Origin of the sequence: Flavobacterium melibiosi (genome assembly GCF_048158545.1) — a bacterium.
GTDB lineage: Bacteria > Bacteroidota > Bacteroidia > Flavobacteriales > Flavobacteriaceae > Flavobacterium > Flavobacterium melibiosi.
Genome location: NZ_JBLNKU010000006.1, coordinates 150,074 through 173,016, shown reverse-complemented (window position 1 = coordinate 173,016; position 22,943 = coordinate 150,074). Strand labels below are relative to the sequence as shown.

General features: G+C 28.8%; 23 protein-coding genes and 1 pseudogene. 18 read left to right on the top strand and 6 right to left on the bottom strand.

The genetic code is table 11. The features are described 5' to 3' along the window. From ACM55F_RS09455 to ACM55F_RS09440, 4 genes and pseudogenes are all read right to left on the bottom strand, one after another. On the bottom strand, nt 1-1,104 hold the full coding sequence (locus ACM55F_RS09455) for a HEAT repeat domain-containing protein (RefSeq protein WP_416853554.1): 1,104 nt from the start codon (nt 1,102-1,104) through the stop codon (nt 1-3). Nucleotides 1,105-1,135: 31 nt separating this feature from the next. Next, nucleotides 1,136-1,504 (bottom strand): response regulator transcription factor, encoded by a 369-nt coding sequence (locus ACM55F_RS09450; RefSeq protein ID WP_416853553.1) that lies wholly within the window; start codon nt 1,502-1,504, stop codon nt 1,136-1,138. A 520-nt stretch (nt 1,505-2,024) separates the two neighbouring features. Then, nucleotides 2,025-2,291: pseudogene (locus ACM55F_RS09445) on the bottom strand (DUF2400 family protein); the annotation flags it as partial. A 27-nt stretch (nt 2,292-2,318) separates the two neighbouring features. Beyond that, nucleotides 2,319-3,476 carry a hypothetical protein gene (locus ACM55F_RS09440; protein ID WP_416853552.1) on the bottom strand — a complete coding sequence of 386 codons (1,158 nt, stop codon included), beginning with the start codon at nt 3,474-3,476 and terminating at the stop codon, nt 2,319-2,321. A gap of 213 nt (nt 3,477-3,689) precedes the next feature. Between ACM55F_RS09440 and ACM55F_RS09435 the strand changes: the two genes are divergently transcribed. The 5 genes from ACM55F_RS09435 (at nt 3,690) to ACM55F_RS09415 (ending at nt 9,950) form a co-directional block, all read left to right on the top strand. Continuing rightward, nucleotides 3,690-4,460, top strand: a complete 771-nt coding sequence (locus tag ACM55F_RS09435; protein WP_416853551.1) for a TIGR02757 family protein — start codon at nt 3,690-3,692, stop codon at nt 4,458-4,460. 106 nt (nt 4,461-4,566) lie between these two features. After that, a complete protein-coding gene (locus ACM55F_RS09430) occupies nt 4,567-5,337 on the top strand; it encodes a hypothetical protein (protein ID WP_416853550.1) in 771 nt (256 codons plus the stop codon). A 173-nt stretch (nt 5,338-5,510) separates the two neighbouring features. Continuing rightward, a complete protein-coding gene (locus tag ACM55F_RS09425; RefSeq protein WP_416853549.1) occupies nt 5,511-6,266 on the top strand; it encodes a LytR/AlgR family response regulator transcription factor in 756 nt (251 codons plus the stop codon). Next, nucleotides 6,244-9,267, top strand: a complete 3,024-nt coding sequence (locus tag ACM55F_RS09420; RefSeq protein WP_416853548.1) for a sensor histidine kinase — start codon at nt 6,244-6,246, stop codon at nt 9,265-9,267. Before ACM55F_RS09425 ends, ACM55F_RS09420 begins: the two co-directional genes overlap by 23 nt. 110 nt (nt 9,268-9,377) lie before the next feature. Next, the gene (locus ACM55F_RS09415; RefSeq protein ID WP_416853547.1) at nt 9,378-9,950 is read left to right on the top strand and encodes a hypothetical protein; all 573 of its coding nucleotides are present in this window, start codon (nt 9,378-9,380) and stop codon (nt 9,948-9,950) included. A gap of 184 nt (nt 9,951-10,134) precedes the next feature. Here ACM55F_RS09415 and ACM55F_RS09410 read toward each other — a convergent pair whose 3' ends face one another. Then, the gene (locus ACM55F_RS09410) at nt 10,135-10,350 is read right to left on the bottom strand and encodes a helix-turn-helix transcriptional regulator (protein ID WP_416853546.1); all 216 of its coding nucleotides are present in this window, start codon (nt 10,348-10,350) and stop codon (nt 10,135-10,137) included. Between the two features lie 252 nt (nt 10,351-10,602). On the opposite strand from ACM55F_RS09410, the gene ACM55F_RS09405 reads away from it, so the two are divergent. From ACM55F_RS09405 to ACM55F_RS09365, 9 genes are all read left to right on the top strand, one after another. Next, complete coding sequence (locus ACM55F_RS09405) at nt 10,603-11,295, top strand: hypothetical protein (protein WP_416853545.1); 693 nt, start codon at nt 10,603-10,605, stop codon at nt 11,293-11,295. A 104-nt stretch (nt 11,296-11,399) separates the two neighbouring features. Next, the gene (locus ACM55F_RS09400; protein WP_416853544.1) at nt 11,400-11,552 is read left to right on the top strand and encodes a hypothetical protein; all 153 of its coding nucleotides are present in this window, start codon (nt 11,400-11,402) and stop codon (nt 11,550-11,552) included. Between the two features lie 18 nt (nt 11,553-11,570). After that, nucleotides 11,571-11,765: a hypothetical protein gene (locus ACM55F_RS09395; protein WP_416853543.1), complete on the top strand. Its 195-nt coding sequence runs from the start codon at nt 11,571-11,573 to the stop codon at nt 11,763-11,765. A gap of 41 nt (nt 11,766-11,806) precedes the next feature. After that, nucleotides 11,807-11,965 carry a hypothetical protein gene (locus ACM55F_RS09390; protein WP_416853542.1) on the top strand — a complete coding sequence of 53 codons (159 nt, stop codon included), beginning with the start codon at nt 11,807-11,809 and terminating at the stop codon, nt 11,963-11,965. 97 nt (nt 11,966-12,062) lie between these two features. Then, complete coding sequence (locus ACM55F_RS09385; RefSeq protein WP_416853541.1) at nt 12,063-12,629, top strand: hypothetical protein; 567 nt, start codon at nt 12,063-12,065, stop codon at nt 12,627-12,629. 234 nt (nt 12,630-12,863) lie between these two features. Next, nucleotides 12,864-14,096: a LysM peptidoglycan-binding domain-containing protein gene (locus ACM55F_RS09380; protein WP_416853540.1), complete on the top strand. Its 1,233-nt coding sequence runs from the start codon at nt 12,864-12,866 to the stop codon at nt 14,094-14,096. Further along, the gene (locus tag ACM55F_RS09375; RefSeq protein WP_416853539.1) at nt 14,093-15,973 is read left to right on the top strand and encodes a hypothetical protein; all 1,881 of its coding nucleotides are present in this window, start codon (nt 14,093-14,095) and stop codon (nt 15,971-15,973) included. Before ACM55F_RS09380 ends, ACM55F_RS09375 begins: the two co-directional genes overlap by 4 nt. Nucleotides 15,974-16,022: 49 nt before the next feature. Beyond that, nucleotides 16,023-16,751 carry a lysozyme inhibitor LprI family protein gene (locus tag ACM55F_RS09370; RefSeq protein ID WP_416853538.1) on the top strand — a complete coding sequence of 243 codons (729 nt, stop codon included), beginning with the start codon at nt 16,023-16,025 and terminating at the stop codon, nt 16,749-16,751. A 70-nt stretch (nt 16,752-16,821) separates the two neighbouring features. Continuing rightward, a complete protein-coding gene (locus ACM55F_RS09365) occupies nt 16,822-17,283 on the top strand; it encodes a hypothetical protein (protein ID WP_416853537.1) in 462 nt (153 codons plus the stop codon). 11 nt (nt 17,284-17,294) lie between these two features. Here the strand turns inward: ACM55F_RS09365 and ACM55F_RS09360 are convergent, their stop codons facing one another. After that, complete coding sequence (locus ACM55F_RS09360) at nt 17,295-17,924, bottom strand: recombinase family protein (RefSeq protein WP_416853536.1); 630 nt, start codon at nt 17,922-17,924, stop codon at nt 17,295-17,297. Between the two features lie 199 nt (nt 17,925-18,123). Between ACM55F_RS09360 and ACM55F_RS09355 the strand changes: the two genes are divergently transcribed. The 4 genes from ACM55F_RS09355 (at nt 18,124) to ACM55F_RS09340 (ending at nt 22,807) form a co-directional block, all read left to right on the top strand. Then, the gene (locus ACM55F_RS09355) at nt 18,124-18,513 is read left to right on the top strand and encodes a hypothetical protein (protein ID WP_416853535.1); all 390 of its coding nucleotides are present in this window, start codon (nt 18,124-18,126) and stop codon (nt 18,511-18,513) included. A gap of 848 nt (nt 18,514-19,361) precedes the next feature. Beyond that, the gene (locus ACM55F_RS09350; RefSeq protein WP_416853534.1) at nt 19,362-20,564 is read left to right on the top strand and encodes a hypothetical protein; all 1,203 of its coding nucleotides are present in this window, start codon (nt 19,362-19,364) and stop codon (nt 20,562-20,564) included. 155 nt (nt 20,565-20,719) lie between these two features. Beyond that, nucleotides 20,720-20,989 carry a hypothetical protein gene (locus ACM55F_RS09345; RefSeq protein WP_416853533.1) on the top strand — a complete coding sequence of 90 codons (270 nt, stop codon included), beginning with the start codon at nt 20,720-20,722 and terminating at the stop codon, nt 20,987-20,989. Nucleotides 20,990-21,103: 114 nt separating this feature from the next. After that, nucleotides 21,104-22,807 carry a DUF5131 family protein gene (locus ACM55F_RS09340; RefSeq protein ID WP_416853532.1) on the top strand — a complete coding sequence of 568 codons (1,704 nt, stop codon included), beginning with the start codon at nt 21,104-21,106 and terminating at the stop codon, nt 22,805-22,807. The last annotated feature ends 136 nt before the right edge of the window (nt 22,808-22,943 follow it).

The following is a 22,943-nucleotide window of genomic DNA, read 5'->3' as shown; positions in this document are numbered from 1 at the left end:
TTAATTATTTTCTATAAAATTAACAATCCTCAAGAATTCCGGTTCTAATGACTCTAACTTAATATTGTTGAACTTATCACTATTGATAACTTTCAAAATTTTTAGTGCGGATAACTTAATTTCAAAATTTTCATTATGAATATGTTCCAATAGGAAAGGTTCATCGCTATTCTCATATAAATTTTCCATCATTTTAAAAAAAGCAATTTGTTCTTCTTGACTTCGCATATCAAAATTGTTTTTTAAAACTTCTTTGGCTTCCAAGACAATTAAATGGCTTAACACAAAAATTACGTCTATTCTTATATCTTTATTTTTATGCTCTAACATATTAATAAGCTCATCTTTTGCTTCAAATTGATTGTAAATTTTAGCAAGTTTTAGAGCGAATACAACAACTGAGTCATTTGATGATTTCAACCATGGTTTAATATCAGGAATTTTTTGATTATCAAATCTTTGAAGCACTTCCAGTAATTGAATTTGATCCCATTCTGACAAGGGAGTTTCTAAAACATTCAAAAAATCGAGTCCTTCGAAATAAAATAAATTAACCATATACAATTGCATTTCTTTACGAACCTCTCTTTTTGGATGGTTTATGTAAATAATCACTTCATCGTGAGCTTCTTTTACTTGAAATTGTCTAAGTTCTCTGATTCCTTTAGCAAGACTATACCATTTTTTACTTCTCAGTTTAGGTAAAGTATAATCTATAAGTCCGGTTTGAAAATAGAGTTTTTGAATAGATTCTGCCATTTCTCCAGATATTTCATTTTTTAACTTCAATAACGTTGAAATTACAATCTTTCTTTTGAACGGTTCAACTATGCATTTTTTTAATTTGTTAATGATTAATTGTTGGTCTGAGCTGATTTCCTCTTCTTCATTTCCAGTATATAAATAGGTTACTAGATATTGTTCATATTCATTTTGATATTTTGCCACAATCTTTTCATTTTCTCTCAAATGGCCTCTTAAATATTTCAGGTAAAATATTAGAGGAACTATAGATACAAAAAAAACACCACTTATAATCCATGCTAATTGGATAATGAATGGAGATTGTTTAAAGTATTCAATCAAATGTTGAGTTTCGTTCATCTTATTTACCTGTGGTAATTTGTTTAAAAAATTAGCGTAATAATTTTTTTATTCTGATTACCAGTTCGTTAGGGCTTAAAGGTTTACTCATGAAATCAGTAGCTCCCATGTCAAAAGCTTTAAGAACCATTTCCTCTTGACCGGCTGAAGAAAAAACGATTATTGGAGTTTTCATATTTAATTTATTTCTCACGTGACTGATTACCTCTAGTCCGCTAATAAAAGGCATCATAATGTCGGTCAGAATCAAATCAGGATTGTGTTCTTCTATTAAGTCGACTGCTTCCTTTCCGTTCACTGCGATTAATAGTTTATATCCTTCTTTTTCTAATTGGTACTTCAGTAGCAATAAAAGAATAGAATTATCTTCAGCCAAAACAATTTTTTTAGCAGTATTCATCGTCTAATTGTTTTATTTGGGTTAATAATTAAGATTTAACATGTTTAATTTTTTTACAGGAATTATGAAACTCTTCAATATGAATTAGCAATTTTTCTTCACCAAATTTCTTTACCGTTGAAGTTTAATAACCGCCATTTTTTTTCAAAAAGAATTTCTTTCTTGAATTGATTGATATCAGATTTGATACCTTCTTGGTCTAAAGAGGAGAATAAAAACGATGTTAAAAAAACATTCGTTTTAGTTTTTGAGAATTTTATTCCAGACTTGTATAATTCATATCTCAACTGATTTGTAATTAATGGAATAATTAAAATCAGAATAAGAAGAATCAAAAAGAGTAAAATAAAATGAATTAAATGGGGCGGGTTTAAATTCATTCTATGAGTAAAGTTATAACATTGTGGTATTTAAAATTGTAACGAACGACAAAAATAGTTAATTTTAATTAATTTTTACTACAAAGAAAAAGTTAAATGAGTGACTCTTTTTTAGTTTATTATAGTAATAAATAGATAAATTAAAAATCCTCAAAAACACCTAATCCAAATAAAGCAAAATCATATTTTACAGGGTCATTTGCATCGAATTCCCGGAGTTTTAAATCCAATTCAGCTAATGCTTTTCCATCATTTTGTTTTCGTGTCAGTATTCCCAATTTTCGCGCGACATTTCCGGAATGTACATCCAAAGGACAGGACAATGAAGCTGGAGAAATAGTTTTCCAGATTCCTAAATCCACTCCTTTATTGTCTTTACGCACCATCCACCGGAGAAACATGTTGACAAGGGTAATTAGCGTAGCTAAGTAAAATTATCTTTCAGATATATCTTCATTAATAGTCCAACCAAGATATGTCGCACCATTTAATTGAACTCGGACTTCAATATATTTTCCTTTGGAAGCTCCAATTATAATAAAAGTTGATTCTGGAATATCACAAATAACTTTGCCATTCCCATGTGGTTTTGATAATATTGTTTTACTATTTTTTGTTATAGCATTTATAGATATTTTAGTCAAACTGTGTTTTTCATTTGGGCTTTTGATTTTGTCATAAACAAATGCACCGACACAACCGATAAAAATATTTACAAAAAACCAGTTCATAGCTGAAAAATTTGCTGAATTAAAATCAGTGGTTTGAAGTAAACTTTTTATTACATCATTACTAATTTCACCAACTTTGATAAAATTCTCAATTATCTCGTTATAGTTATTAATAATAAATTCGAAGGTGTATAATGAAATAGGTGTTGCAACTGCAACTGCAATTTCCTGTTTTAATGCTTCATCAAATTGTGCTTGGATATTAATTAAATCTTCATCTTCAACCTCTCCAATCTCAGTCATTATTTTGCTAACATTTGCAACAAATCTATCTTTAGATTTATTCAAAATTGCTTTTTCGTGAATAAATTCAGAAGATTTAAAGACTTCATTATTTTGAGACACCCCCAAAGCATTAATTGTAGAATCAACTATATTCGATTGATTTGCATAATTATACCAGTTCGTACCAAAAACACTAATTATTGAATCTGGAATCTTTGGTCTATTATTAAATGCAGCTAACATTGAAGCAGTATTTCCCATTACTGCGTTTAATATGGATGAGTTTTGATTATTTTTTTCCATCCATTGTTGCTGTAGAGTAACCATTGGACTTGCTAAAGAACTAAGATTAAAAGCAAGATTGGCTTTTGGAAAATTATTTATATAATGGCTTATAGCCATCGTTATTGGCATTCCAACATAGCCAGGAGTTTTTGGTGGTTTATTTAGAGTTTCCCAAAGCTGTAATGAGTTTCCAGTAATAGCTTTTAACATAAGGTCTTCATTACTTTTTTGAGCCCAACTGGCAATATGGAGTTGACTTGATAATGCCGTAATAGAATTCATATTACCACTGTGTGACATTAGTTTTTTATAATTACCGTACCCACCAAAAAGTTTATAAAAATCATCCATTATTTGAAAGTTAATTATTCAAATTTACGATTAATCGATTAGACAAGCAATTTATAAATAATAGTTTCTATATATGAATTAAAAAGCATATCCACAATTTTATATAAGTCCAACGATAAGTCTCTTTTATTGACAATAAGGTCAATTAAAAAACATTAACAAAAGCACAATGGATTATATTTGCAAGGAAATAATACCTTAAAGCTTTCTATTATGGTTGTCCCAGAAAATGAGTTAAAAGATTTTCTCGATTCTAAAGTACTCCAATATAATACAATTGACTTCATTGAACCAGACCCAATAAGTGTTCCTCATCGTTACTCTTTAAAAGAAGATATAGAAATTTCAGGATTTCTTGCTTCAACTATTGCATGGGGAAATCGAAAAATGATTACTAAAAATGGTCATAGGATGATGGATTTATTAGGTAATTCACCGTATGATTTTGTTATGAGCCATGATGATTATCAATTGGAAAGATTAGATGGATTTGTTCATAGAACATTTAACTCGGATGATTTTAAACATTTTATCAATGCATTAAAACACATTTATACTAACAAAGGTGGCTTAGAAAATATATTTACTCAAAATCAAACAGAAATTTCACTTCAACCAGCTATACATGCCCTTAATGAAGCTTTTTTTGAAATACCACATTTATCCAGAACAAGAAAACATGTTGCTGACCCTAATAAGGGTTCCGTTGCAAAAAGAATTAATATGTGTCTTAGGTGGTTTGTTAGAAATGATAATTCTGGAGTTGATTTAGGGATTTGGAAAAACATATCCCCTTCAAAGCTCTCTTGTCCGTTAGATGTACATTCAGGGAATGTGGCTCGAAAACTAGACTTGCTTACCCGAAAACAAAATGATGGGAAAGCCTTAAATGAACTCGATGACTCATTAAGATTATTAGACCCAAATGACCCAGTCAAGTACGATTTTGCTTTATTTGGGTTGGGTATTTTTGAAGGTTTTTAACAAACCTTCTGTTGAGCTTCTTTTGAAATACACAATAGTATATAAAAAAAATCTTTAAACCACTTTTGTACCAACAAACAAAATCACTATCAATCAAAAATATAATATGACACAAAACGAATTAGATAGAGCTATATTTGAATATGATATAGTTAAAACAAATATCCAACAAACAAAAGTATTTGGTTATGAAATACAATTATCCTCTTTTAATTTTATGTGTGCTAGAACCGATAGACATAAAGAAACTGACAAACTGGGTGTGAATTTTCAAACTGATTTTCTTAATGAAACTTATAAAGACTTTTTAGAAAACGAAAGACCAATTAAACCAACTTTAAATAAAATTAAAAAATGGTTTGATGAATTGCTAATCACTCAAAAAGAAACTATTGACTGGGATGGAATGTTTTCGTCAAACACTGAAAACCTTGGCGAAGTATTGAGAACCCATTACGATACAATGCCCCACAATATCTATTGGAAAATGGTAGCAAATTGTTATGTAAGTTCAAGTTTCGCTCATACAAACAGTGCTTTGATTTTAAGATATCTTAATGATACTCGCCCTGAAAAAGAGCATTTGATGGATGAAGAAGAAAGAGAATTTTTCAATAACCTACCTGATGAAGTAACCATTTATAGAGGCTGTACAAAAAAAGAAATTAAATCAGGTAAATTCCGTATTAGCTGGACGCTTGATAAGAAGGTTGCCGAATTTTTCGCATTTGAATATATAAATCTATCACATGAAAATTCTTTAGACAAAGACAAGTCATTATGTGATGTCATTGAAAAGACAGTAAGTAAAAAAGATTTACTTTGCTACTTTGGCGGTCGTGAAGAAGCTGAGGTTTTATACATACCAAATAAATAATACATAATATTAGTGAACTAATACAAATGCAAATAGACAACTTGAAAAGTGAAATTGCAGTATGGAATAACTTTTCAAATACAGTTTCAAAACTAGAATACGTTTAATGTGAATTTTGATACGTTCACTAATTCAATTTTCAGAATTAACTAAAATATTTCTACATTTATCAAATGATTAGAACCATTATAATTGATGATGAATTTAACGCTAGAGAGTTTCTGGGAAAACTTTTGATTCGTTATTTTCCTGATAAATTTTTAATTCTTGATAAATGCGAAAGTGTTGATGAAGCAATTGTTTCTATTGAAAAGTATAATCCAGAATTAGTTTTTCTTGATGTTCAGATGCCTAATAAAAATGGTTTTCAACTTTTTAAAGAGTTGAATAAAGTTCAATTTGAAGTGATTTTCACTACAGCACATTCAGAATTTGCCATTGATGCTATAAAATGTAGCGCATTGGATTATTTGCTAAAACCAATCAATTATATTGATTTATTGGAGACTATAAAAAAATATGATGACAAACAAAATAAGGCATCGCAAGAAGAAAAATTAAGATTGCTTTTAGAAAATATTGATACTGGTGGCTCGGAGTTTAATAGGATAGCATTACCAACGGAAAACGGATTTGAGTTACTTAAGACTAACTCAATTCTTTATTGTGAAGCCGATAGTAATTATTGTAAAATTGTTTGCTTAGACGGTAGAAATCTTGTCTTATCTAAAACTTTAAAATATATTGAAGAACTACTTCCAAGTTCTATTTTTCAAAGAATCCATAAATCCTATTTAGTAAATCTTAATTACGTTACTCGATTTAATAAAACGAATGAACTTCTTGTAGAACTATGCAATGGAGAAACATTACCAGTATCAGTTAGAAAAAAAGAAGAATTTATAAATGCTATTATTCAAAAGAAATAAAATACTGCTTATAGTACTTCTTTTTGTTGAGATAGCTTTTGCTCAACAATTTCCGTCAACCAATTTTTCTACAATTGATGGATTGTCCAATAATAGCGTTTATTCCATATACAAAGATAGTCGTGGTGTTCTTTGGGTCGGAACAGCAAATGGATTATCAGCTATTCAAAACGGTTCGGCAAAGAATTATTTTACTTCCGATGGATTGGCTCATAATAGTTGTTGGGCAATAATTGAAGATGCAAATCATAACATGTGGTTTGGTAGCCATGGTGGAGGTTTAACCTTTTATGATGGTCAAAATTTTGTGGTCATAAATCAAAAGAATGGACTGATTCATGATAAAATCAGACGGTTATTTATTCACAATAATCTTCTTTATGTAGGAACTGAATTTGGAGTTTCTGTTTTAGATATTAAAACACATAGAATCATTTTTAGCAAGAAAATAGTTGGTTGTAGAAGCCTATTTCAAGTTATGGATTTTGTTGAAATAAATTCTAAAATCTATTTTGGGACTTTTAATGATGGATTTTGGAGAATTGATTTAGGGACGAAAAGTATAAAGCTTATAAATCACAAACAACCTGATATATTTTCACTTCACAAGAAAGATGATAGTCTATTTATTTGTCGTGGAGATGGAATTGATAAAGCTATAAGTAAAATAAGTATTAAAGATTACTTAGCGGATAAGGATTCCAATATCAATTTTGGGAGTAGTATTTTCTGGAATTTTGCAACCGATAAAAGAGGTGTCACTTATTTAGCTGCCAATGCAATTAATTTTGCTACTGGAGGAATCTTTAAAACTGTCAACAATAAAATCATCAATCTCAACAATGAGTTCGGAGTTGAAACTTCAGAGGTTTGGAGTCTGTATTACGATTCCCAAACAGATAATCTTTATGTAGGGACAAATAATAAAGGTTTGTATAAGATTGATTTAAAAGAACAAATCAAATATTATCCAGCTTCGTTTTATAAAAAAACAAAATTAAATGTTGTAAGTCTCGAAAATAAGCAAAATCAAAATCTCATTCTACATGATGATGGATTGCTTTTTTTAAAGGGAGAAAAAATCACTAAAGAAATCACGAAATCAATGTTTTGTGATTTTATGCGTAATTGGCTTCGAAGAAATGATGTTTATCTGAATTTTGACCAAAATGTAAATCTTAATGAAAAAAGATTGAAAGATTTGGAATTAAAAGATGTTCAAGTAATTAATTCCGTTATATGGGTAAATTCTACGATTGGATTGTTTGGAATAAACAATGAAGGACTAATAAAGATATATTATCCATTTTCTGTTAGTGCTTTTGGCTTTATAAACTCCAATAAAATAATTTACCAAATAGCTTACGGTAAATTCTATAAGTCAGATGATTATAAAGACAATAAAGGTTTCGAAATATATGAATTAACAGACGAAAATACTCCAAGAGATGTCTTTTCGATTTTGCCTTTAAATGGTAAGCATTATATGTTTTCATCATCTGGAGGATTATATACTTTTCAAAACGATAAACCTTATTCCTATTGCTTTAATAAAATTTGGAACGAGAAAGAACTTGTTCAAGCCAAAATCAATAATAAAAAAGAACTTGTAATTGCAAATTCATTTGGAGATGTTTTTATTATAGATGTTTCAAAAGGATTCAAAATAATCAAGAAAATCGACCGTAAACAATTAATTGGAAATTCAATTTCATTTTTAGAATGTTACAAAGACTGTTTATTTATTGGGACAGAAAAAGGACTGAATGTCTATAAAAATGGTACAGTTCGTTTAATTGATAAGGAACAAGGATTGGTAGCTAAGACTTTTACTTCTTCAAATATTAATGGGACAGTTTTGACAATGGGAACGCAAGACGGTTATTATGATTTTGATTTTAAAAATTATATTTCTACCAAAAACATTCCGAGAAAAATAAAAATTACAGGAATTGAAGTCAATTTTGAAGCAATTAATCAAAAGCGTTTTAAATGGTTTGGCTATGATTCTAACCGTATTAGACTTCCTTATAATGAAAATACAATATCAATAGCTTTCGAACCTCAAAATGCTCAATACCCAAATAAGTTAGAATACCGCTACAGAGTAATAGGATTGACAAATTCGAATTGGAGCAAATGGACAAAAGATAAAAATGTTAATCTTACCTATTTGCCAAATGGGAACTATAAAATAAGATTAGAAACTAAAGATTTATTTTCTGGAGCAATATCTTCCAATGATATTTTGAAGATTCAAATCACACCTCCTTTCTGGAAAACATGGTGGTTTTTGTTAGGAAGTTTTGTTTTTATTTGCATAGGTCTTTATGTGATTTACAGGAATCGTATTCGTACAATTAAAAATCAGGAACGAGCAAAGGCAGAAGTACAAAAACGTCTTGCTGAAACCAAAATGGAAGCCTTACAAAGCCAAATGAACCCACATTTTATCTTTAACGCTATGAATTCTATTCAGAACTATATCATCGATAATAACACCGATGATGCGTTAATGTATATGGGAGAGTTTTCAAAAATAATTCGTCAAACACTTAATAATTCATCGGCTCAACGAATTGCATTGTCCAATGAAATTGAATACTTGCAGTCGTATATTAAACTAGAAAATATGCGTTTTAAAAATCAAGTTGAATTTGAGTTGATTATTGATGAAGAACTGGATTTGTTTGAAACCGAAATTCCTCCAATGTTGATTCAACCATTTATCGAAAATGTATTTGTTCATGCCTTTGATTCTCATTCTGTAAATCCAAAATTGATACTTTGGTTCAAACAGCGTGATAATTATCTTTTTTGCGAGATTATCGATAACGGAAAAGGTATGATGTCGGGAGGCTTAAATAAACTTCATGCTTCAAAAGGAATTGATTTAGCCAAAGAACGTATTGCTTTATTTCAAGAGGATAATGAGAATCCAATATCTATTTCTTCAAATCCAAATGAAGGGACTACAGTAGTTTTGAAACTTCAAAATTGACTAATTCTCAACGGTTAATCATAAAATCTTTACGGAAACTAATTCTTTATTTCTTTCTTTTTTGTTAGGTGTATTTTTGAAAAAACATTAACATATAAAACAAAATAAAAATGAAAAAAAAATTTCTACTCTTATCCATTCTTTTAATGACTTTTTTGTCTTGTTCAAAGGATGATTCAGATTCAAATACAAATAATTCTGAAAAACCGTCATTAAGCTTTACACTAAATAATGCACAATACGAACATGATTCCGCAATTTCTGAAATGTATTGGGAAAAAAGTACTACTACAACTACGAATGTCAATGAATTTATAATAGTTACATCACCAAAAATAAAAGGTGTTCCTTGTGATTTTTTAGAAATGCTTACTTTGGAAATTAGAACGACTGATAATGTATTAGTTGTAAATAAAACTTACGGTTTATACACAGATAACATGGCTGCATTTATACCGCTAAATGACCCAGCACTCTGTTATAAAGAGGTGAATTTATGGAGCAAAAGTGGAACATCTGGTAAAGTAAAAATAACAAGTTTTGACGGAACAGTTTTAAAAGGAGAATTCAGTATAAGTAATTTAACCAATGACGGTGGATATCCATTGGGCTACTGTAACAATACTAAAATAGTAGAGAAAATATTCAATATTACAAATGGTACATTTACGGCTGTTCCGTAGTTTTTTTAGTACTGATAAAAAAAACATAGAATTCTGTGGATTTTTATTTGTTTAGATGTCTATAAAAAAGAGTATTGCTAATTTAAGTAATACTCTTTTTTTTGCTTTTACTAGTTTCTTGCAAAGGTTAAAAAACACCCAAAACTTTAACATTATATAGAAAAACAAAACTTCGGAAGTGTTTTCAAAAGTCAAGCAGTTCACTTACAGTTATTTCAAGTCCTTTGCTTATTTCAAGTAGATAGAGATATGTAGGATTGAATTCTCCAGCTTCGACTTTGTGAATAGATTGCTGGTCTTTTAAAATACTCAAACCAAGTTTTGCTTGTGATAATCCACGAGCCGTCCTCAATTGCTTAATACGCAATCCCAAACGCTTCAATTCACAAGTATTATCCATAGCTTCTATTTCAAGCCAATTTGGGGATAATGCTTAATTTTTTTAACATACTATAATATGTTAATTGAATTTTTAATTATGTTTGTGAAAACTTTAAAACCTAACGTTAAATCAAGAAAATTAGACGATAACTAATTCTTAATTATTTGACAATTAATTTGGTGTAGGTTTGAGATGAATTATAAAATTTCATTATAGAAAAAATATCAATGTAGTGTGTCAAGTTAGCTAGTCGTAACCCATTAAACCCAGATGAAACAATCAAACTTTGAGTTTCCTTTCGTAAAAATCCCTTCACCGATGGACAAAAATATTATGTATATAGCTAAATTAAAAAAAATGAAAACAAGTTTATTATCAGTTCTTTTTATCTTTTTATTATGGAGTTGTAAAAACGAAACAAAGATAAAAGAGCCATCGTTTAAAATGGAAGCTCCTTTGAGTAAAAAAGTTTTTCCGCTATCAAAACCAATCAAATTAATTCAGAGTGAAGCTTTTGTCAAAAAATTATTTATTGATGAGTTTTCAAATTTATCCTTAAAAAAATACAAATGTAGACCTCAACCAAACGGCATAATATACGGTGATATAAATGGGGATAATAACAGAGATGTCTTGGTTAGATATAGTGTTGAAGATGACGAACAAAAAACATGGGTTGCTTGTGGATGGTTAATAGCTTTTTCAAATGATAAAAAGGAATTAGATAAATTTATTTACTTCGATTGGAGTAGCGGTCAAGGTGCAAGAAATGATTCTGATTTAGGATTTCCAGAATCAATTATCGATGGCGAAATAAAATCTACTCTTGATGTATATGCGTCGGAAGATGCTAGTTGTTGTCCTTCAATTAAAAGAGAGATTACTTATCGATTGGATAAAGAATTATACACCTTGGATTCTCATTTTGTTGATACTAAGGAAGCCTTCTCAACTGATGAGTAAATACTTTTAAAAGTCTCTAAATATGATTAATACACAAGAACATGCAAAAGTTGTAAAAATAACTATTTAACGAACAAAAAAACAAATTATGGAAAGTAAAAAAAATGATTAAAAAAAAATTAAGAGATAGTTTGTTGGAAAATGGAAACCAAAATGATGCCGAATTAATTTCACAAGCCCAAGCCCAAGAGGAAAGTGAAAAGGATATTGTTTCTAAATCAGAGGATAATTCAATAATGTCAAAAGAAGAGGAATAATCACTAAAAAAATGAATTATGTGTATATACTATGAAAGAATAGAAAATATTGAACAACCCAACTCTCCTTTTCCCTTAATTACGGTTGAACACAAATGCAGTAAAGTATTTGTTAATGAACTAGGACAAGAAGTGAGAATTGTAGATTGTACTTGTTTTAAGTCATTTACAGATTGTGAGTATTTTGAAAATAAAAATAACGAACAAAAATAATCTCTAAAATAAATAACGAAATTAAAGAAAACCTTTTGGCTATGAGCAAGCAAAAAATTTCAGAATTAACTAAAAAGCTAAATGATGAAATTGTTCATATTCAAATAGCAACAAGTCCTGACGATTTAACTAAAATTCAAGTTAATTGTAAGGTTTTTATTAAATACTTAAATAAGAAACTTGCAAAAATGACAAATTAAGTCTTTATTTTCAATGGAGACTAGAAACCATTTTAAAAACGGGGCGATACCGAAAAGCCAAACGAGTAGGACTTTTTAATGATAATTAATAAAAAAAATGAAAAATACAATTATAATTTTCATTACAATAATCTTGTCTGCTACTTTGGTGACAAGTTGCAAAAACAAATATTCGGAAGAAATTGAAAAAAGTTGTTTAGACTGTTCCGAAACTATAATTCGTAAATCAGATTTTATTTTGGTTACAAATAAAAATGGCGAAAGCAATGTATTCTCAAAAAACCAAATGAGTTTTGTTTTGTCTAAATGGTATCTAGCAGAATATGATGAAGGTTCTTTTTATGATGATATTACTTTTACTATTGATGGAAGAAGTGTAAGTTGCAGTGATAATAATTATACAAAACTTTCCGATGATTTTCTTTTGACCGAATTAAATAGTTCATCGTATTCAGGGAGTAGCTCATCATCAAGCAGTAGTTCATCATCATCTAGCAGTAAAACTTGCTCGTGGTGTGGTAAATCTTTCAGTGGAGAGCATTATACACATCTTGGAAAAATGACTGATTGCTATAGCACTAATTCTTCATCTTCAATAGGAAAATATTGTTCTATGAAATGTTGTAGCGAAGCTAGAAGAAGCTCTTGCCCAACTTGTAGGTGATTTTATAAAGCATTATCCTATTTATTATTTTATTTTTTTATACAAATATTTTAAATTATTAAAAAAAAATCATTATACCAATAAACCTCCAAGAATACATGTCTATCATAGTGAAAATCAAATTAAAGACAAAAGCTTTTTTTGACTACAGTAATTCTTAAAAAGAAAATTAAGGAATTAGATTGTCTCGAATTATGGTAAAAACAACACAAAAATTAATTATTTAAAATTGAAATGAAAAATAAAATAAGCTCAAAACAATTATTCTTTGTTTTGTTATTACATTTTTTGAACATATCTAGTTCAATAGGACAAACTGTTAATACTAATGGTAAAACTGATTTCTCAATCCATGAAGTAAAACCAAAAGAGACCATATATAGTGTTTCAAATATGTTTAATATAAGTGCTGATGAATTGATAGAACTTAATCCTGAACTTAAAAAAGAGGGAATTCAGTTGGGGATGTCTTTAAAAGTACCTGTTGCTAATAAAGAGGGGGCAAATCAAGTTAAAAAGGAAACCTTTAATAAGGTACTTGATGTTTCGAGTTCTGTTAATAGTCAGAATCAGAACACACAGTCAAGTTTTATTGGAGAATTAAATCCATCTATACAAATCGCTAAAGTAAACAGTGAAACTGAAATTTTAGATTTTGATAAAGGAATAATGATTTTATATTCAGTAGAAAGTTCCAATACGCTAAAAAGGGGAACAATTGCAATATCTCTCGTTGATTTGTCATCTAAGCAATTTGGAAAAATTTCGGTTAAACAAAAACTGTATATACCTATAAATCTCGGTATAGAATGGAATGAAAGAAAAACATATAATCTTTCCACTTTCAATTATAAAGTTATTGACTTTGGAAGTTATTTGGTATTTATTGATTATGAAAACATGAAAATATCATCATTCGAAGCAGGAACTAATCCTCCTATTTCTGTTGTGTTTGATAAAAATTATTATCGACCAACAAAACAAGTTTTTTCGAATGAAAAAGGAGAGTTTATTATTGAATATGAAGGATATGTGGGAAATAAAAAAATATTTCAAAAATTTAACAAATCAGGAGAACAAACAGATATTATTAAAAAAAATAAAAACTTCATTCCAGTTTGTTCTTATTATAGAGGAATAGGAGGGCAAAGAACTTATATTGAACAAAACCCAGATTGTGCTTTTAATAACACAATTCTTCATGCTTATGCAAGACTGCCAATATTATTTGATTCAATGGGAAAAAACTTGTCTGAAAAAATAAGGGAAAATGAGAATACTGCTTTTATCCAGTTTTATAAAGGGTATTATAGGGATAGTGAGAGAGATAATTCTTTTGTTTATACGTATAATTTTGTATTTGACAAAGAAAGGATTCATACTGCTTTTATTTCATCAGATTTAAAACATATTTTAATCAATAATACATTTATTTATTCATTACCCGAAATTGAAATAACGCAATGAGACTATTTTTATTATTATTTATTTTACCAATAATAGGTCATACTCAAATAAAAATAGATTTGAGAGAAAAATCAATTAATGATTTAACTAATGATGTCAATTATGAAAATATATCTGCTCCTCCAGAAGGATATAAAATTTCTCAATCTTATTCTGAAAACAATGGATATTATGAAGAAAATACTCGTTTATTCAAGTTAGGATGTCCTATAATCATTACATGTAAAAACAAAACAAAATTAATTACAACAAATTTTGCTGGTGATTTGTTTTTTTATGACTTACCAACTGGCAGATTGGAAAAAACTATAGCATTTTCGAAACTTGGAATTGCAATGTTAAACACAACAGGCTCTAACAAGAACTCAATAATTACAAGTTTATCTTTAACTGACAATGAGCAATATTTAGTCATAAAAACATATAATTTTAATGGGACAAAAGATAAATTTATTGATTATTACATTTTAGATTTAAACAATACAGAATCAACAACATCCTCTCGACTAACTGGATTATATTCGCTTTATTCATTTCCAAAAATGGAATTATTAAATGAAGCAAAAATCTTAAATACTAATCCAAAATATTTTCAAGAAAAAGCAATATCAAAAATACAAGAATTAAGTAGTTCAAAGAAAAAATTCAAAATGAATAAACGATTTGATGGGATTTATTTTACTGCCAATAATTTTGTCCCTCTGAAATTTATTAATTTGGGAGACAAAACACACTTTGACGCTATTGATTTTTTTACTAACCCCCAAGGTCGTTTTAAACGAAATACAACAATTAACAATTTTTCAGATTTTACAGAGACTGTTTCAAATAATTATTTATTGAATGACTTAATTCAAAATTCAAAAGGAACATTCGCTTTATTCGGTACTAGTTATGGCTCTAAAAATAATGCAGTCTTAACAAAAATTGACGACCTATTAAACAATGTTGACGGATTATACGATAAGGCAATCTCAGAAATAAATTCATTTTTCAAAGCAAATGTAATTGGAAACAATTCAAAAGTAGTTGAATATAAAAAAGACAAATTATATCTTAAATATGAAGATGATAAATATTATTTTATTAGTCCATGGCTAGACCAAACTAACAAATGCGATAAAGTGTTAAATATTTGGGGAAATAGTTATGAATGGAAATATTATAAAGCAATAACCGAATTGAATAGTTTAAGTTTAAATTTTCCAATATTTTTTGATAATAATGCAATTGGCAAATATACTTTTATGGGTTGGATAGAGAATAAATTATCTATTTATAATTTATCTCTTAGTCAAATAAATAATTTTGAAAATCCACTTACTGAAAATCAATTAACATTTCAAAAAACATTTGCAAATATGATTGATTTCAATCCATTACTTCCACAAAACAATAATTCGGAAACAGTAGTTGAAAAACAGCCATCAAAAGACATTGGAGAAAGGCATTGTGAGGTTTGTGCTGGAACTGGTATTGTGCCAGACAAAGTTCGTAACGGATATATTAGAACATTTCAAAGAAATCCCTTAACTGGTAGCCCTGTAAAATGTTTTAATTGTAATGGGACTGGGAAATACACATTAGTAACGGGTGATTATGAAAAGAAAAAAATCATACAATTTGATAAATGGGCATTAAAAGATGTCAACGTATGCAATTCAAACAAAATTATAATTGTATTTGAAACTAATAAAAGGACTTTTTTTCAGGAAAGCAGAGGAGGATATTTGACAAAAGGTAAATTAGTTAGTGACGAAAAATTAAATTATAGTTTCATTATAGATAAAAGTGGTAAAATAATTTTATCAAATAGTTCTGATTTAAACATTGCAGAAAAATGCAGTAATTACGCCCCAATTTATATTGGACAATAATTGTATTTCAAAAGCATATAATTACAAATAAAACCAATAAATTTTAAATATGAAAAAACTCATAATATTTATTACTCTTTCATTTTTATTCATTTCCTCAGGTTGTCGAAATGATAAAAATACTAAAAATGAAGTGAAAACAAATTTTTCAAGTTGTCAGGAGGTAATTTCTTATGTTAAATATAGAGGATACCAATCTTTACAAAAAGAATGGGGTGAAGCTGAATTAGGACATATTGGACTAGATAATGAAGGAGAATTTCAAATTGATATAAAATGGAATAAAGTTAGAGTAAATGGAAAAACAGTTGAGTTTACTTTTACAAAAGACGAAACATCAAATACACCATTAACTTTTGTGAGTGCATATTGTGAAAATTCCGATTCAGAAAATTTAAATAGTGAATATTCAACATCCAATAGTAACAATAATGTAAGAGAAACTGATAGTCAACAAGTGACCTCAAATACTAATTCAGAGCCTATTGAAGATGATAATGATATGAGTAGCAATATAAAATCAGCAGAAGAACTTGAAGTTGTTGATAAAAAATTAAACGTTGTATATAAACAAGTTATGGCAGTTTTAAGCGAAACTGAAAAAACTGCATTAAGACTTAAGCAGAGAAAATGGATAAAATATAGAGATATTTCTTGTGAAGAAGAAACAAAAGACATGAATGGTAGTTTGTACAATGCTTTTTTAAATAATTGTGAAAAAGAGAAAACAGAGAAAAGAATTGAAGAATTAAATGAAATTCTTGAATCTAAAGGATAGCATAAAACCAAAAATTAAAGTTGACTTTTATAATAAAAGAAATTACCTAAAACGAAAAAAAATAAAAAACATGAAAAAAAGATTTAGCCTTTTAATTATGGTAATAGTTATTATTGCTTCCTGCAATAATTCCAAAAACGATAATTTAACAAGTAAAAAAAAGGAAGCAACAATTTCCAACAATCCCAACGAGAAGAAGATTGATAGTAAATATATTACTTATCTTCAAAAATATGAAGACCCAGATTCACAAGGGTCACATGAAATTAATTTACAAAAAATCGGCAAAAATGTTTTTTGGGTTACTTATTATCATGAAGCTGGCACTAGACAAGAATATTATTGGAAAAATGAAAATAATTTATTAGTTCCTTGTTTCATATTTGAATATGGTGGAATGGATTGGGATTCTAGTTTAGAATATTATTTTGAAGATATTAAAACAGGTAAAAAGAAAGAAGGAACTGCTTCTGAAGCAGATATTCTTAAATTGAAAGAAAATTTTATCAAAGAGAATTTTAAAAGTAATTAGAGAAGTAAAAATCATAGATTCCCCACTTTCTTAACCTTTGCAACAGTTCCAAGAGACACATCATACAATTTCACACATTCTCTTACACTATAGCCTCGTTTAAGACCAAATACAACTTTTTGATATTTTGATAAAAATTGGTCGTTTTTTTCAGAGCTATTTTTGGGTCTCCCGCAATGGATATTATTTGCTTTGGCTTGTTGCATCCCTGAGCGAATTCTTGAAATTAAGGTTTGTCGCTCGTTTTTCGCAAATAAGCTAAGTAAGTTGGTTAAAATTTCAGTTTGGAATGACACCTCTCCTTTTTCGTTTAAAGTCTCAGAATTTAGGTCTTGAAAATAAATGCTAATTCCTAGTTGATGAAGTTCATCCAGTAAACAAAGAGTTTGTGTATTTGACCTTCCTAATCTCGAAATTTCAGTACAAAGGATTTTTTTAAATTTTCCTTGTCTAGCTTCTTCTAATAATTGTTGAACTCCTAAACGTTCTTTATTTGATTTCGCTCCAGATATTTTTTCTGTAATTATACTCACAACTTCATAGTCGAGTTTATCGGCTACTTTTTTTAAATCGCTTATTTGTCTTTGGAAATCCATCGAGTCTAAACTTACTCTTCCGAAAATTGCAACTGGTGTTTTCATATTTTACTGTTATAAAAAAAGGGTTACTGAATTTTGAGGTTGTTTTACTGGTCTCAAAGGTTATTTTTTGTGCTTTTGCTGTTATACAAAAAGGTAAACCTTTATTTATAACACTTTGCAAAGATTCCAGGGATTTTTTTAATATGCAAGTAAAAGCTTGATTTTCCTGGGTTTGTGATATTTATATTAAAAGATAGATATGGAAATTAAATTAAAAACAGGAAGAATAGTTGAGGTCGAAGCTTTCAATATGAGCAAAACTTATGGAGGGCTATTAGTAGGCGAACCAAATGAAGCCATGAATGATAGCATTATTGGTTTAATAAGTTATTCTAAAGACTGGGGGAATCGAAAAGCCGTATTAAATAAGGAGGATATGTATGTTTCGAAAAACATTTTGAAACCAATAATCTATTCTGTTTGGCTTACTTCCGATGTTGTACCAGATGAATCAGAAATAAATGATGCTAGTTCTATTGTTTTATTATGGTTTGGTATTGAGTCAGAAAATAAATCAATTCGAGATATTATTACAGATGGTATTGATAATATTGACTGGGATAAAAATGCTGAAAATATTCAATATTAGTAGTTTTTAAAAGAATTACTAGAAAAGTAGTGAATAAATGCGTTTCACATTAATGAAAATAAGCAACTCGCTTTCGGAACATTTGGATTGATGTTACTATGTATAGGAACATATTTTTTGGCTGAAAAAATTTAAAAAATATTTTTTAAAATATGTGTCATCTTGAATATTATATCCAATTTTTGGCTGGGAAATTTTTATCGAAAACCTCCGTACCCTATGTTTTCGTATCATGGGGGGAGGACTTAAGAGGCGGATAACGGGGGAAGGAAGGGATAAAAAATGAAAAATACTAAATTAAATATCGAAGTTGAATTATTTGATTATGATAAATTTACAGTAAACTATCAAATCTAATAAAGTATTTATTCTATCAAAATGATTGTTATCATGGTATAAAAGCTTGTGTTTTTCAGTATCTGTTTTGTTAAATAGCTTTTGAAGCAATCGATAGATTTCTTTGATTTTAGCATAAAAAAGAGGTGTTTTGAAATTAGGTTAACTAGTAAATGCAGGAGCATCTAGTGCATTTTGGTACATCATAAAAATAGGGTCTTTTTTATGTACGAAAAAGCTTTAAATTTTAATAAAAGTAAGGATTTTTCAATTTAGCACTTGACAATATCAGGAGTTATTCGTATAATTATGAGTATTTGGTTTTTATCTCATTTGAAGCCAATTTTAGTCATTAAATGATAAAAATTGTATTTCGATAAATCTTCAGATATTTATAAAAGTAGTCAGAAATGATTGCCTTGGGTGCTGGGATAAAAGATAGGCATATCTCCCAGCTTCTCTCACCAAGTAAAAATGAGAGAACAATAACGAGAGAATAATATTAACTTTTAATGCTAACTATTAACAAGTTTAAAAATGGTAAAAACCCTTTTATAGACAAAAACGTAACGATTGATGAAGCCCTTTCAACAATCAAACATGGTGATTCTAATTTACAAACAATCTTAGACATCAGAAAACTTGGTAAATCATCTCCAGTTTACCAAAACATAAAAACAAGTAAGCTCCCAACATTCCGCTTTAACTTTAAATTCATCGGTAAAGCTTCCAACGAAACAATACACGTGCCTACTGGGCTAATATACATTGACGTTGATGATACTACTGATATTGATTTAACTAATCCATACATATTTGCTTGTTGGAAATCACTTTCAGAAACAGGATTAGGAATATTAGTCAAAGTTGATGGTTTATCTCTTACTAACTTTAAAGATACATATCTAGCCATTAGTAATATACTAGGTATCCAGACTGATAAAGGGGCTTGCAAAGCTACTCAACAGAACATATTGTCTTATGATGCTAATCTCTACCAGAACAAAGATTCACTTACTTTTCAAGCAATTAATAAAAAGGTATCATTTACTCCTATACTGGAGGGAGAGAAGAGAGAAAGACTTATAACAGTAGATGACACCTTTTTACCATCAGATAAAATAAGATTCAATAATATTGATGATTACTTTAAAGGTACTGATGGTGATTATATTGTATTTGATGAGAAGAAAAATTTATGTATCCCATTTATACCAAAAAGAATTGAAGTTGGTCAACGAAACAGAACCATGTTTGGTGTAATATCTCAATACGCACTTTTGAACCCAACTAAGGAAATTGGTTTTTTAATGGCATGTGCCAACGAAATCAATAAGCATTTTACTCAAAAATATGAGCAAGATAAAATCAAATCAATAGTAGCTGGTGTTATTAAAAAACGTAGTGAAGGAACACTTTTGTCATATTTGAATAAAGAAAGAAGAATCATCTTCAATCCAAATAAAAAAATAACTAAAGAAGAAAAACAAAAAACTACTGCTGTATTAATGGGAAAAATTAAAACTGATAAGACACAAAAATCTATCAATGACACTATTGAGGACTGGGATTTTCAAAGTGATGGTAAAATAACCCAAGAAAAAATCAGTAAAAAGCTTAACAAAAGTCTAGCTACCATTAAGCGTAACTGGTCTCCATTTAAAGAATTAGTTTCAGAATTAAATAACAGCTCTAAAGAAGATTTGATACATTAAAAAAAGACCTAAAAGAAATTTGGAATCTGAAATTCATGAATGAAGTTACTGAAGAAATTAGAAATTATATTAACTCGCAGATTGACTATTCAAATGAAAATGGCTCTTACATAAAATTACAGCTATTAAAATAATGAAATTAAAAAGATAAAAAAATGAACTCAAAATTATTAAAACTTAAAACTATTGGGAGTACTGAAAAATTAGTGCTTATGCTCATACTGGATTTTCCTTCTATTGGAATATTCAATCTAAGAGCTGGGGACATGGCAAAAGAACTTGGAACTACCAGAAAAATAATTCTTGAAGCAGTAGATAAATTACTTGTAGTTGGATATATCAAAACCAAAGTAGTTTCAGAATGTTATTCAAGAACAACCGAATTAACGCCAGAATTTATGTTGTTGATTAATGATGATGAATAAAAGTCAACACAACCTTTGACCATTTGAACAAAGGTTTAAAAGTTGGATAAAAAGTTTAGATTCAAAGTCAATTCAATAAGAATTATAATTTTATATTTGAAAAAAATGTAATTTATGGCTGAATCAAATATAGAGTGGACGGACGTTTCGTGGAATCCGACCACTGGGTGTACTCATTATAGTAGTTCAAAGAACGGTGGTAATGAGTGTCTAAACTGTTATGCTGAAACATTGACAAAACGATTGAAGGCTATGGGGCAAGATAGGTATAAAATGGGGTTTGATGTCGTGGTTGAACATGAAGACGCATTAAAAGAACCTTATTCATGGAAATCCCCCACTACAGTTTTTGTCAATTCTATGAGTGATTTGTTTCATCGTGATATTTCTGATAATTTTCTTAGAAAAGTTTTTAAAGTAATGAATGAAACGCCACAACATACGTATCAGATATTAACCAAAAGACATACTAGATTTGAAAAATTACCAGATGATTTAATTTGGTCTGAAAATATTTGGATGGGTGTATCTTGCGGAACACAGTATTCTACTAGAAGAATTCCTGCATTAGTTAAATCCAAAGCAAAGCATAAATTTTTATCAATTGAGCCATTTATTCAAGAGATTTCAGAAATCGACTTGACTGGCATAGATTGGGTTATTGTTGGCGGGGAGAGTGGAAATAATTCCTATGAACGTGAAAAGAATGAAAAAGGCGAAGACAAATTTCAAGTTATTGACGGGAAGGTTGTTTATACTAATGTATTAGACGACAATGGTAACAAAATAATTGAAAAGGTAATTCGTCCAATGAAAGAAGAATGGGTTAGAATTATAAAAGATAAATGTGAAAATCAGAATGTGCCTTTTTTCTTTAAGCAATGGGGGAAAACTAAAAATAATCCAAATCCAAATGACCCTACTCTTAATAAAGAACATCGTTATTACGCAAAAGCTGGATGTCAATTAGATGGAAAACTTTTTCTAGCAAATCCAACAATAAAAAATGATTCAATTCCTAAGATAAATATCTTCGGTGATGAGTTTTACGTCATGGATGAGTTTGAAGAATTGAATTCAATTTGGGAATTAAAATCATATCTACCATTGATGAATAAAGAACTTTACTCACAGTTAAAAGATAATATTAAGAAAAATGGTTTAAATGACCCTATTTTATACATGATAACTTCAGAAGGAAAAAAACTTGTTATTGAAGGACATACAAGATTAAAAGCATGTATTGAATTAAATAAAAAGAATATCCCAGTCAAAGAGATAAAGGAAGATTTCAAAAATCTTGATGATATAAAACTTTGGATGGTCAAGCATCAGTTTCAAAGAAGAAATCTTTCTAGTATTGAGAAAATACAATTGGCTTACTTATCTAAAGATACTATTGAAGCTACTGCTAAAATGAATTTGTCTAAAGGCGGAAAAAACACTGAAGTAACCGACCATGTTGATACAAATGCAGAAATAGCAAAAATTGCTGGGGTTGGAAGAACGACTGTTATAAGATATTCAAGTGTTCTTGACAAAGGCTCAAAAGCAATTATTGATAAGTTAAATAAAGGAGAAATCAGTATATCATCAGCATACAATTCAGTTAAAAATACTCCAGAAAAAACGATTAAACCAAAGATTAAAGTTGAAAGAGAACCTACTGATATTAAACATTATATGTCAATTGATGTTGCTACGGAGCATTTAAATTCTGGATTTATTGAAGGAATAGTTATTCTGAAAAATAAGGAACAAATTAATTTAATGAATAATATACAGAAGTCAAAATTTGGTGTTATTATAGTCGATTAAATTGATAATTAAAAATAATTTCATAAACCTTTGTTCAATTGAGCAAAGGTTTTTTTTGGCAAAACAATTAATCTTATAAAATAATTTCACACTACCTTAATTACCCTTAATAAACTATTTAATATATTTGTGAAAA